13 protein-coding genes are annotated in these 11,715 nt (G+C 72.3%); 4 read left to right on the top strand and 9 right to left on the bottom strand.

Annotated elements, in window-relative coordinates:
• Window positions 1-451: 451 nt before the first annotated feature.
• Window positions 452-1,174: a DUF2625 family protein gene (locus ACFPZN_RS54745; RefSeq protein ID WP_378293113.1), complete on the top strand. Its 723-nt coding sequence runs from the start codon at window positions 452-454 to the stop codon at window positions 1,172-1,174.
• Between the two features lie 480 nt (window positions 1,175-1,654).
• Here ACFPZN_RS54745 and ACFPZN_RS54750 read toward each other — a convergent pair whose 3' ends face one another.
• Window positions 1,655-1,765: an epoxide hydrolase N-terminal domain-containing protein gene (locus ACFPZN_RS54750; protein ID WP_378293115.1), complete on the bottom strand. Its 111-nt coding sequence runs from the start codon at window positions 1,763-1,765 to the stop codon at window positions 1,655-1,657.
• Complete coding sequence (locus tag ACFPZN_RS54755) at window positions 1,762-2,157, bottom strand: hypothetical protein (RefSeq protein ID WP_378293117.1); 396 nt, start codon at window positions 2,155-2,157, stop codon at window positions 1,762-1,764. Before ACFPZN_RS54755 ends, ACFPZN_RS54750 begins: the two co-directional genes overlap by 4 nt.
• Window positions 2,158-2,268: 111 nt before the next feature.
• Between ACFPZN_RS54755 and ACFPZN_RS54760 the strand changes: the two genes are divergently transcribed.
• Window positions 2,269-3,264: a TIGR03621 family F420-dependent LLM class oxidoreductase gene (locus ACFPZN_RS54760; protein WP_378293119.1), complete on the top strand. Its 996-nt coding sequence runs from the start codon at window positions 2,269-2,271 to the stop codon at window positions 3,262-3,264.
• Between the two features lie 131 nt (window positions 3,265-3,395).
• Here ACFPZN_RS54760 and ACFPZN_RS54765 read toward each other — a convergent pair whose 3' ends face one another.
• Window positions 3,396-4,358: an AraC family transcriptional regulator gene (locus ACFPZN_RS54765; protein ID WP_378293121.1), complete on the bottom strand. Its 963-nt coding sequence runs from the start codon at window positions 4,356-4,358 to the stop codon at window positions 3,396-3,398.
• 89 nt (window positions 4,359-4,447) lie between these two features.
• Here ACFPZN_RS54765 and ACFPZN_RS54770 point away from each other — a divergent pair, with 89 nt between their 5' ends.
• Window positions 4,448-5,494, top strand: a complete 1,047-nt coding sequence (locus ACFPZN_RS54770; RefSeq protein ID WP_378293123.1) for a saccharopine dehydrogenase NADP-binding domain-containing protein — start codon at window positions 4,448-4,450, stop codon at window positions 5,492-5,494.
• 154 nt (window positions 5,495-5,648) lie between these two features.
• Here the strand turns inward: ACFPZN_RS54770 and ACFPZN_RS54775 are convergent, their stop codons facing one another.
• Entirely contained in the window at window positions 5,649-6,458 is an 810-nt protein-coding gene (locus tag ACFPZN_RS54775) for an SAM-dependent methyltransferase (RefSeq protein WP_378293125.1), read from the bottom strand.
• Window positions 6,459-6,735: 277 nt separating this feature from the next.
• On the opposite strand from ACFPZN_RS54775, the gene ACFPZN_RS54780 reads away from it, so the two are divergent.
• Window positions 6,736-7,632, top strand: a complete 897-nt coding sequence (locus ACFPZN_RS54780; RefSeq protein ID WP_378293127.1) for a hypothetical protein — start codon at window positions 6,736-6,738, stop codon at window positions 7,630-7,632.
• Here the strand turns inward: ACFPZN_RS54780 and ACFPZN_RS54785 are convergent.
• The 5 genes from ACFPZN_RS54785 to ACFPZN_RS54805 form a co-directional block, all read right to left on the bottom strand.
• Window positions 7,622-8,311 carry a cutinase family protein gene (locus ACFPZN_RS54785; protein ID WP_378293129.1) on the bottom strand — a complete coding sequence of 230 codons (690 nt, stop codon included), beginning with the start codon at window positions 8,309-8,311 and terminating at the stop codon, window positions 7,622-7,624. The two genes, ACFPZN_RS54780 and ACFPZN_RS54785, sit on opposite strands and share 11 nt — an antisense overlap.
• 158 nt (window positions 8,312-8,469) lie before the next feature.
• Window positions 8,470-8,811 carry a monovalent cation/H(+) antiporter subunit G gene (gene mnhG, locus ACFPZN_RS54790; protein WP_378293131.1) on the bottom strand — a complete coding sequence of 114 codons (342 nt, stop codon included), beginning with the start codon at window positions 8,809-8,811 and terminating at the stop codon, window positions 8,470-8,472.
• Complete coding sequence (locus ACFPZN_RS54795; protein ID WP_378293133.1) at window positions 8,808-9,086, bottom strand: monovalent cation/H+ antiporter complex subunit F; 279 nt, start codon at window positions 9,084-9,086, stop codon at window positions 8,808-8,810. The genes mnhG and ACFPZN_RS54795 overlap by 4 nt, the downstream gene beginning before the upstream one ends.
• Complete coding sequence (locus tag ACFPZN_RS54800; RefSeq protein WP_378293135.1) at window positions 9,083-9,640, bottom strand: Na+/H+ antiporter subunit E; 558 nt, start codon at window positions 9,638-9,640, stop codon at window positions 9,083-9,085. The genes ACFPZN_RS54795 and ACFPZN_RS54800 overlap by 4 nt, the downstream gene beginning before the upstream one ends.
• A complete protein-coding gene (locus ACFPZN_RS54805) occupies window positions 9,637-11,181 on the bottom strand; it encodes a Na+/H+ antiporter subunit D (protein WP_378293137.1) in 1,545 nt (514 codons plus the stop codon). The genes ACFPZN_RS54800 and ACFPZN_RS54805 overlap by 4 nt, the downstream gene beginning before the upstream one ends.
• Between the last annotated feature and the right edge of the window lie 534 nt (window positions 11,182-11,715).

Consider the following 11,715-nt stretch of genomic DNA (forward strand, 5'->3'; position numbering starts at 1 on the left):
CAGCGCCCGGGCGGCGGCCGCGTCCCGGTCGAGGACGGCGACCGCCGCCCCGGCGGCGGCCACCGCGCCGGCGGGTTCGGCGCCGACGCCGCGCGCCGCCCCGGCCAGCAGGACGACCGTGCCTGGCGGGGTCCGGGTGCGGTCCATGCGGTTCCTCCACTCGGGGCACGACGGGCCGGCCGTCAACTTAGGAGTACCTAACTTAGGTGACCCTAACTCAATGCGAGCCGGACGTGCCCGTCAAGGTCCCGGCGGGAGTGAGCCTGATCACCCGGACCGCCGGGGAGCCCTTGCGCGGCGCTCCTCCCGGCCGCCGAGTTCCGGGGTTCCCGCTCGCGCGCCCCCGGTGATCTGGCAAGATCGCCCGAATTACCCGTGAACGCCCCGGAGCGCGGAGCCCCGGAGCCCGGCCGCCCGCACCGGCCCGTACCGATGGGAGGACGCACGACCCGTGAGTGATCTCCGCTCGATCGCCGAGCTCAAGGACGTCGCCGATCCCGCCTGGCCCGAGCTGCGGGAGCTGCTGGGCCGCGCGGACGGGCACCAGACGGCCGAGATCCTGCCCGTCGCCCCCGAGGCCGGCGAGAAGGCGCTGCACGGGATCCAGGTCAGCGCCGGGTCGTTCCTGGGCGCGCTGGCCCTGCACACCGGCGGCGTGCTGGTCGACCACGGCTGGGTGCGGGTGCTGGGCGGCGGCTCGCCGGAGCTGGGCCTGCCGAGCCTGGCCGAGGCCAACCCCGCCCTCGCCGAGCGCCGCGGCCCGGCGCCCGCGCTGCTGGTCGGGTACGACGTCCTCGGCGGCCGGTTCGAGATCAACGGCTCCGACCCCGCCCGCGACGGGCGTCCCGGCGAGCCCGGCCAGCTGTGCTACTTCCAGCCCGAGAACCTGGAGTGGAAGCTGCTGGAGACGCCCCAGCGGGTCTTCGGCCACAGCATGTGGCTGCGCTTCCTCATCCTGGGCAACCTCACCGACTTCTACTGGACGCTCCGCTGGCCCGGCTGGCAGGACGACGTCGCCGCCCTCCGCCACGACCAGGGCATGAGCTTCTACCCGCCGCTCCCCACGCTGGACGGCGCGGACGAGATCGCCGCGGCCGACCGCAGGCCGGTACCGGTGAGCGAGCTGTTCTCCCTGTACGAGGAGTACCGCACGGCCGGCATCGGCACCGGCTGACGCCCGCCCTGCGGGACGCCGCGCAGGCGAGGGCCGTCCCGGCGGCCGGCTATCCCCGGCGGAAGGGCCGGAAGAACTCCCGAACGTCGGCGGTGAAGAGGTCCGGGCACTCCAGGGCGGCGAAATACCCGCCGCACGGCAGCTCGCTCCAGTGCACGATGGAGTGAACAGCGTGTTGAGGTGGATCGCGGCCACGCGGTCACCGTCCACGGCCGCGAGCCTGCGCGTGATGGCGTGCCCCCAGTCGCCGCCCTGCGCTCCGCACCGGGTGTAGCCGAGACGGCGCATCAGCTCGGCCCAGGCGCGCGCGATGCGGCCGACGTCCCATCCCGTGCCCGGGGTGGGGCCCGACAGCCCGTACCCGGGGATGTGCGGCAGGACGAGGTGGAAGTTCCGCGGGATCGCCGCCGTGCGAGCGCGGATCGGTGAGCGGCCCGATGACGTCCAGGAACTCCACCACGGACCCCGGCCACCCGTGCGTCAGACCAGGGGAAAGGCGTCCGGCTCGGGAGAACGGACGTGCAGCAGGTGGACGTTCGCACCGTCGATCACCGTGGTGTACTGCGGATGCCGGAAGGGCCGCACGGTCACTCGCCGTCCTCGGGGCGTCGGCCGGCCAGGTCGCGCTCGCGCACCGCCTCGGCCTCGTCGAGGCCCCAGTGGCCGCGGTCGCGCCGCTGCTCGGCCTGCTGCTCGATCCACCGGTTGTGGGTCTCCCAGGCGGTCTGCTTGCTGGTGCCCAGGGCCCGGCCGATCTGCGACCACGAGGCGCCCCGCTCACGCGCGGTGCGGACCGCGAGCTGGCGGCCGTAGCGCGCCTTGCGGGCGATCACTTCCCCCAGGGCGATCATCTCCAGGGCCTCGGCGCGGCTGAGCGGCTCGTGGTCGTCGTCCTCCTCGAACAGGTCGCGGGTGCGCAGGTCCTCGTAGCGGGCGAGCGCGGTGCGCAGGGTCAGGGCGGTGTCCAGGTCATCGGGCGACATGTCCCCATCGTTCCGTCAAGACAACCTGACGTCAAGTTTGCCTGACGCCCGCGGAACCTGATGTCGGATTCCCGCCAGCGCGGGCGGGGCGCGTCCCGCGAGGCTGAACGCATGAGTGCATGGAAGGACCGGGCCGCGCGGCCGTTCCGCTTCGGCGTGGTGGCCGAGTCGGCCCGTACGGCTCAGGAGGTGACCCGCCTGGCGGTCCGCGCGGAGGAGCTGGGCTACGCGACGCTGACGCTGCGGGACCACCACCTGACCGAGCCGTTCGGCGACCAGCTCGCCCCGATGATCGCGCTCACCGCCGCCGCCCTGGCCACCCGCGCTCTCCGGGTCGGGACGCTCGTCCTCGCCAACGACCACCGGCACCCGGTCATGCTCGCCAAGGAGGCCGCCACCCTCGACCACGTGTCGGGCGGGCGCTTCGAACTGGGCATCGGGGCGGGCTGGCTGCGCGAGGAGTACGAGCGGGCGGGGATGCCGTTCGACCCGGCCGGTGTGCGGGTCGGCCGCCTGGAGGAGTCGCTGCGGATCCTCCGGGGCCTGCTGCGCGGCGAGAAGACCACGTTCTCCGGGGAGCACTACAGCGTGCGCGACCTGGCGGTCTTCCCGCGCCCGGCACAGGCGCCGCCACTGCTCGTCGGCGCCGGCGCCGGCCGGATGCTGGGCATCGCCGGACGGCACGCCGACATCGCGGGCATCCTCCCCCGCGCCCTGCCCGACGGCACCATCTCCGAAGAGATCTCCGAACGGATGCCGGACACCATCGCGCGCAAGGTCGACCACGTCCGGCGGGCCGCGCAGGAGGCCGGACGGGACGGCGTCGAGCTCAGCATGCTGGTGTCGCCGACGTTCGGCCCCGACCCGCGCGCCGCCGCCGCGCGCACTGCCGTGCTGCGCGGGTGGGGCGCCTCGTCCACCGACCTGGTGCTGGACATGCCGTCACAGTTCGTCGGCCCGCCCGAGCACATCGCCGAGCAGATGACCGCCCGCCGCGAACGCTACGGCTTCACCTACTACGTCGTCCCCGACCGCGCCATGGAACGCTTCGCCCCCGTCATCGATCTGCTCACCTCACCGTCAAAGCCCCGAGACCCGAGACCTTGACAGCGGGCGCTCGGCCACGGCGCGGCGAGGCACCGCCTCCCGCAGCCGGACCATGCCGACCCCGTAGCGGCGGAGCTCCAGGATGTCGATGGTGCCCGGTACCCGCAGCGCCCTTGCGCCCGCCCGAAGCGCTACGAAACGGAGCGCTCCGAATCCGACCGGGACATCGGGGACGGCGCGCTTTCGACGATGCTCGTGGGCGCGGTGCGGTAGCGGCCCGGCGCGATCCCGTACTCGCGCTTGAACGCGTTGGCGAAGGCGTACTCCGAGCCGTACCCCACCTGCCCGGCGACCGCCGCCAGCGGCGCGTCGCCGTCGCGCAGCAGCCGCGCCGCCGTCGTGAGGCGCCACCAGGTGAGGTACGCCAGCGGCGGCCGCCCGACCAGCGCGGTGAAGCGGCGGGCGAACGCGGCCCTCGACAGCCCCGCCGCCCGGCCCAGCTCCTCGACCGTCCACGGGCGGGCGGGGTCGTCGTGCAGGGCCCGCAGCGCCGCGCTGATCTCCGGATCGCCCAGCACCCCGGCCCAGCCCGTTCGCGGCTGCTCCTCGTACCAGGCGCGCAGGATGAACAGCAGGAGCGTGTCGAGCAGCGCGGGCACGACGGCGTCGGTTCCCGGCCCGGGGCGTTCCATCTCGGCGGCCAGCAGGTCGATCGCCCCGCGCAGCGGGGCGCCGCGGCCGAGCCGGGCCGGCAGGTGGATGATCGGCGGCAGCTCGTCCAGCAGCGGGTGCGACCGGGTGCCGTCCATGCGGTACGCGCCGCACAGCATCACCGCCGAGGCGTGCGCCTCCGCCTCCGGATCGGTGGGCCTGATCTCGTTCAGCACGATCGGCTCGGAGGCCGTCAGCGGCGTCGACGGGCTGTCGGCCAGCCCGTGCGCGGAGCCTCGGGCGGCGAAGACCACGTCCCCCACGCCCAGCCGGACCGGCTCGCCCTCCTCCGGGAGCAGCCAGCTCGACCCGGCCAGCATCACGTGGAACCCGGCGGCCGACGAGGCGTGGAACCACGCGCCCCACGGGGCCCGCTCCGCGGTGCGCGACGAGTGCGGCCGGCCGGTGCGCACGGAGGCGATCACGTCGCTGAGCACATCCATACGCGAACGATAGTAACCGAAGACGATCGAGTATCTACAGAAGCGTCTGGATTATTCAGCATCTTCATCGGCCGCCCTAGATTCGAGCCATGAAGATCGTCATCTATGGCGGGCACGGCTACCAGGGCCGGCTCGTCCTCGCCGAACTCGCCCGCCACGACACCGAGATCGTCCTCGCCGGCCGCAATGCCGGACGGCTCGAGGCGGCGGCCGCCGCCGCGTCCCGGAACGGCACCGGCACGGTCACAGCCACCCGCGTCGCCGACAGCGCCGACCACGACGCTCTTGTCGCCGCGTTCCGGGACGCGGACGCGGTCATCAACTGCGCGGGGCCGTTCACCCCGCAGGGCGCGGCCGTCGCGCGCGCCGCCGTCGCCGCCGGCTGTCACTACACCGACACCTCCGGCGAGCAGTTCCACGTCAAGGAGGTCTACGACGCGTGCGCGGCGGACGCCGAACGCGCCGGCGTCAGGGTCACCCCCGCGATGACCGACGGCGGCGTCCCCGGCGACCTCCTCGCCCGGATCCTCGCCGAACACCTCGGCGGCGGCCCTCTTGAGGAGGTCCTCGCCGGGCACCTCGTCACGGGCGCGAGCGGCATGTCGCGCGGCTCGCTGCGCTCCCTGTCCGGCACCGCCGACGTCCTGAGAACGGGCGGGCTCGCCTACGAGAAGGGCGAATGGCGCGGCGACGCCGAGCCCCGCCTCACCGCCATCGACTTCCCCGGGAGGCCCGGCACACCCGTGATCAGGTTCGCCCTCCAGGAGGTCGTCACCGTGCCGCGCCACCTGGACGTGACGCGCGTCCAGGGATTCGCCGAGGCCGGTCTGGCCGAGTTGTTCGCCACCACCGTCTCCGAGGAGGCCATCGCCGCCATGCCCGAGGGGCCCTCGGACGAGGAGCGGCGCGGCGACCACTGGACGATCGTCGTCCAGGCGGTCGCCCAGAACGGCCGCCGTGCCCGAGCCAGCGCCCAAGGGCCCGACACCTACGGCACCACCGGCGTCATCGCCGCCCTGGGAACCCTCCGCATGAACGGTCCCGCCGGGGGGCGCACCCCCGCCGAGGTCCTCGACCCGGCCGGTTTCCTGGACGCTCTGGCGCCCTACGGGATCACCTGGACGGTCGACGGCTAGGCACAGCCCCGGCCTACGGCACGGCGCTCGCCTGGCGGCTCGCCCCTCACCGGGTCTTGGCGAGCGCGGCATCGCTCCGCGATCTGGCCGGTGACGCTCGCCTCCGGCATCGCACCACGGCAAGGCCCGGTAAGGCGGGACTCTGAGCCACGGCCTAGACCTTCCGGGCGACGCCCCCGTACAGGTGGACGTGCGCGTCCGACTCCACGGCGGCGTCGTCGTCCGGACGCCAGTGGTGGACCAGCACGACACCGGGCGGAAGCAGGTCCAGACCGTCGAAGAGGCCCTCCACCTCCGCCTTGTTGCGCGCCTTGAGCGGGATGCCGCACGTGCTGAAGGCCGCCACGCCCCTCGCGACCTGCTCGGGGGCGCTGTCGGCGGTCACCGCCGACAGCGCCAGCACGCTCCCCGCGGGCAGCGGCTCCATCAGCCGGTCGATCACCCTCTTGGCGACGCCGTCGTCCACGACGTACTGCAGGATCGCGATCAGGCTCAGCGCGACCGGCCGGTCGAGATCCAGCGTGTCCCGCAGTTCGGGGGCGGACAGGATGGCCTCCGGGTCGCGGACGTCGGCGTCCAGGCAGGCGACCCTGCCCTCCGGACGGCCCGAGGTCAGCAGCGCCCGCGCGTGCACCAGCACGACCGGGTCGTTGTCGACGTACACGACCCGCGACTCGGGGGCGGCGCCCTGCGCGACCTCGTGGAGGTTGGGCGGTGTCGGCAGGCCCGTCCCGACGTCCAGGAACTGCCGGATCCCCTCCTCCACCGCCAGATGCCGGACCACCCGCCGCATGAACCGCCGGTTCGCCCGCATCGAGTCGCGCAGGCCCGCCCAGCCCCGGCCGATCTCCTCGGCGGCCAGGCGGTCCGCCGGATAGTTCTCCTTGCCTCCCAGCAGGTAGTCGTAGATGCGGGCCGGGTGCGGCCTCCCCGTCCTCAGGTCGGCCGGCTCCTCCGCCACCATCTCCCCCTCACGCCTACACCGATCCTTACCCCACAAGTTAGGCGGGCGGGGCGGGAAGGAGACCGATCTTGCCGACCCCGGCCAAAACCCATGCCGGGTGTGACGAATCGCGTTCGGTTTCCTCGCCCGTATGCCGACGCGGGGGTTACGCGGCGCCGATCCCGTGTCAGCATGGAATCGTCCCGCGGGGACCGGGCAGATGGTAACGCCCTTAGCTGGGAAGAGTCCCAGACACCGCGCCGTCCGCCCCGGCCCCGCGGGCGGTTAACGTGTCGGCATGGGCGGCGGTCATGCGCATTACGTCATCGTGGACGGCAAGGAGCTCGGTGTCTGGTGGCGCCGGCGGGGCGCGCACACCTTGTTCCACGACGTGATGTGGGGTCCGGATCGGACCATCGATTTCATCCGGAGCCAGTCCGGCGGCACTTCCGCCTCGTGGATGAATTCCGTCTGGTGGGAAGGCGTGGCACTGCTCGACCTCCGGCGGCGCCGGATGCTCGTCCATTCCGGGCAGGACGTGGCGGGCCCGCAGCGAGATACCTCCGTCCTCGAAATCCGTGCCTGGCTCCGCGTCGCCCACGCCCTGTGGCCCCGCTGGACGGTCACCTGGGCCGCGCGGGAACTGTTCGAGGTGATGGATTACCTGGGACTCCCCTACGACACCGTCCTCTACCTGGACGAACCGCCCCGGCCGCAGCGCGTCCAATGGGCGCTGCCACCAGCCGAGGACGACGACCTCTCCTGCGTCGCCCTCACCCTGGTCGCAGTGCGGGACGCCTCGGGGCGCCTCTCCTTCTCCGGCCTGTGGTGCGACGGGATGGAGGGACCGCTGCTCGCCGGACCGGAGATCATGCTCGTGCCGCAGGAAGAGTCGGTTCCCTTCGCGGCGCTCGAATCCGTCCCGCGCAACGGCGTGTACATCGATGCCACCACCCGACGGCTCGACTGGTGGTCGCTCGACGCCCCGCACGACCCGCGCACGGCGGCCCGGACCTGGACGGGCTGGACCCTGATCGATCACGGCGACGCGTTCGAGGAGGTCATCGACCTCATCGGCCCCGAGATCCTGCTCCAACCCCCGTCAGGGGAGCGCCGCATCGCACGCTGGTTCGACGAGGACACTCGCGATCCGGCCGACCGCCGGGCCCTGAGAAAGGCGCTGATCACCCCTTGACCTTCTGAACGGCGAACGCGGCCCCGTCCACGGGCATTCCGTTGAAGAAATAGCCGAGGTGGGCGAGGAAATTACCGGTCGTTCCCTGGCAGGCGAAGTCGTCCTTGACGCAGTAATTCTGGATGCGGCTCGCATACACATCGAACACCCCTTTGACACGAGGCGCCGCGGCCTGTTCGGCGGGGTCGAAGTCACCGACGTTGAACGGCTCGCCTGCCGTGAATCCCGGGTCGCCGTACAGCAGCACCGCCGCGATCCTCCCTCCGGCGGCGGCGGAGATCTCCCCGGCCTCCTTCCCGGCACGCCGCCTGTCCGGCGGAACCAGCGCGTCGCCGGTGACGATGGCCCCCTGCGAGTACCCCATCAGCACGTACTTCTGCCCGGGACACTGCTGCGCCTCAGCGTTCAGGAGGTTCACGAGGTTGGTGACGCCGGTGCCGGGACTCCCACCGGAGAAGTCGGCCGGGTAGGTCAGTTCGGTGAACTCGCCGTCGGGGACCTCGGCCAGGATCCGGTCCCCGATCGGCTTCTGCAGCCAGCTTCCGCTCTGGGGTTCGGTCGTTCCGCGCGCGGAGATGACACTGACCGCCTTGCACTCGGCCGCGGCCGCGCCCGGGGCGAGCCCAACGCCCCCGGCGAACGCGAGCGCAGCGGTCAGCCCTGCGGAGATCCAACGCATGTCGTCCGGCTCCTCGACTAGACGGGGTGGTGCGGCATGTGTAATCGCCACCCCCGCCCAACCGCTACACGCCCCTCGACAACTTCCCCCACCCCCGTACGAACCGCCCCACGAGAACAGCACACACCGAACTCGCGGCTCGCTGGACGCCTCCCAGCTCAGGGGGGCGGGGGCCGCTCTTCGAGGGCTTCGGCGAGTTCGTCGACGTGGAGGTGTTCGGGACGGAAGCGGCCGGTGCGGTACGCGGCGCGGCCGATGATGTGGGCGGCGACCGGAACGGTCATGATCTGCAGGAGCGCGACGAGGAGCACCGTGGTGATCACCGCGCTGGTGGGGAACTGGACGCAGAGGGCGGCCAGCACCAGCAGCAGGCCCACCGCCTGCGGCTTGGAGGCGGCGTGCATGCGGGTCAGGAGGTCGGGAAGGCGCAGCATGCCCAGCGCAGCACCGAGCGTGCTGCCCGCCCCGGCCAGAAGGAAGATCGCCGTCACGACGGTCACGTGTCACTCCCCTCGGGCTGCTCCCGCAGAACCAGGAAGCGGGCGATCGACACCGAGCCGACGAAGCCGACCAGGGACAGGGCCAGGAGCGTCGGCAGCGCCCACGAATCGCCGACGGCGATGGCGTGCACGCCGAGTGCGGACATCGTGATGGCGACCAGCACGTCGAGGGCCACCGCCCGGTCGAGCATGGACGGGCCGCGGATCAGCCGGGCCAGGGTGCAGACCGCCGCCAGGAACAGGGCGCCCGTGGCGAGGGCGATGACGATGCTCACGAGACCTCCACGGCGCGGCGGTCGGCGCGGGTGCCGAAGGCCCGTACGACGCGGCGTTCCAGGGCCAGCACGTCGGATCGCGCCTTGGCCACGGCGCGTTCGTCGGAGCCGCCGAGGACGTGCAGGAACAGGGTGGACGTCTCGCGTCGCACGTCGAGCACGAGGGTGCCGGGCACGGCGGACAGTGCGATGGCCGTGACCGTCAGGATCAGGTCGGACCGGGTCCGCAGGGTCACGCCGAGCACCGAGTTGACGATGCCGCGTTCGGCCGTGCCGAACGCCTGCCAGGTCAGCGGCCCCGCGCTGCGCAGCAGGTCCAGCCCGAAACGGGTGGCGAAGCAGGCGAAGCCCCAGGGGTGGAAGCGCAGGCCGGGGTCGATCGGCGGCAGCGGGAACACCACGACCAGCCCGATCGCGAGGAGCAGCCCCGACAGGGCGTTGGCGATCGAGAACCGGTCGCCCATCAGCAGCCAGATCACGGTGAGCCAGATGACCAGCGGGAACTGGATCACCCGGCGGCCGACCCGGACGCTCAAGGGCGGGAGATCGTTCACGGTGCTCCTTCCGGTGCGACGGCGCGCACGTAGTCGCCGGGCTCGGCGAGCTCGGCGGCGGCACGGTCGGTCAGTGCGAACAGCGGCCCGCCGCCGACGGTGTAGGCGAGGCTGAGGACGGCGAGCGCGACGGTGGCGCCGACCATGGCGGCCGGCAGCCGGACGGTCGTGGGCATCTCCGGCTCCTCCTCGGTCTCGTCGGACTCGGGCCGGACGGCCGTCGAGGGCGCCCTCCAGAACACCTGGTTCCACACTTTGACCAGGGCGTACAGGGTGAGCAGGCTGGTCACGACCGCCGCGGCGACCAGGATCAGCGGGAGGACGCCGCCGTCCCGCAGGCCCGCCTGCAGCAGCCCCAGCTTGCCGAGGAAGCCGGACATGGGCGGGATGCCGCCGAGATTCATCGCGGCGACGAAGAACAGGATCCCAACGAAAGGGGCGGTGCGGGCCATCCCGCCCAGGGAGCGCATCGAGGTGCTCCCACCGCGCCTCTCGATCAGCCCGCTGACCAGGAACAGCGTGGTCTGGATGGTGATGTGGTGCAGGGCGTAGAAGACGGTGGCGGCCAATGCGATCACCGATCCCAGCCCCACCCCGAAGATCATGTAGCCGATATGGCCGACCAGCGTGAACGACAGCAGCCGTTTGAGGTCGACCTGCACCATCGCGCCCAGGACCCCGACCAGCATGCTGAGCAGCCCGGCGACCAGCAGTGTGGTGCGCAGGGTGTCGCCGGGGAACAGCAGCGTCTCGGCCCGGATCACGCCGTACACGCCGATCTTGGTGAGCAGTCCGGCGAACACCGCCGTGACGGGCGCGGGCGCGGTCGGGTAGGAGTCGGGCAGCCACATCGAGAGCGGGAACACGGCGGCCTTGATGCCGAACGCGGTGAGCAGCATCAGCTCGGCGAGCAGCGCCACACCGTCCGGCAGGGGGGCGATCCGCACCGCCAGCTGGGCGAGGTTGACCGTGCCGGTCGCCGCGTACAGCACGGCGATCGCGGTGAGGAACAGCATCGACGACAGCAGCGCCACGACGATGTAGATGGTCCCGGCCCTGATCCGCGCGGCCGTCCCGCCCAGGGTGATCAGGACGTAGCTCGCCATCAGCATGATCTCGAAGCCGACGAACAGGTTGAACAGGTCGCCGGCCAGGAACGCGTCGGCCACTCCCGCGGCCAGGAGCAGGTAGGTGGGATGGAACACCGACAGCGGCGTGATCGGTCCCCGCTCGGCCATGTCCTGCCCGATCGCGTACACCATGACGGCGAGGGTGACGGCCGCCGACACCACGAGCATCAGCGCCGAGAGGCGGTCGGCGACCATCGTGATCCCGATCGGCGCGGGCCGCCCGCCGAGCTGCACGGTCAACGGCCCGGAGCGGTCGGCGGCCACCAGCAGCGCGACCGCGATCCCCAGCACGATCGCGAGCACCGTCACGCTGATCGCGCGCTGCAGCATGGGACGGCTCGGCCCGAGCACGATCTTGACGCCCGCCGCCAGCAGCGGAAGCAGCACGGGGAGCGGCACCAGCTGGTTCACCGACCACCCCCCGGCGAGCCCTCATCGTCCCCGCCGTCCTCCGCGGCCGACGGCTCAGCCGAATCCGCATCACCCCCGAGCAAGCCACCCCCAGGCGTCCGGTCAGCAGACGCGGCGTCATCAGCCGCAGGCTCAGCAGGCGTGCGCTCGGCAGGCGTGGGACCAACAACCGTTTGGTCCCCGGACGCTTGACCAGCGGACGTCTGGTCGCCCGACGTTGGGTCACCCGACATTTGATCGCCCGACGTTTGCTCCCCGGGCGTTCGGTCCCCGGACGTTTGGTCCCCGGGCGCTCGGTCGCCCGACGTTTGGTCCCCGGGCGCTCGGTCGCCCGACGTTTGGTCCCCGGGCGCTCGGTCGCCCGACGTTTGCTCCCCGAGCGCTCGGTCGCCCGACGTTTGCTCCCCGGACGTTTGGTCGGCGGACGTGGGGTCAGTGGACGTGGGGTCAGTGGACGTTTGATCGCCGGATGTTTGCTTGCCGGGCGCTGGGTCGGCGGACGTGGGGTCAGTGGGTGGGGTGTTGCTGGGCGGG

It is taken from the genome of Actinomadura rugatobispora, assembly GCF_042656285.1.
Classification (GTDB): Bacteria; Actinomycetota; Actinomycetes; order Streptosporangiales; family Streptosporangiaceae; genus Spirillospora; species Spirillospora rugatobispora.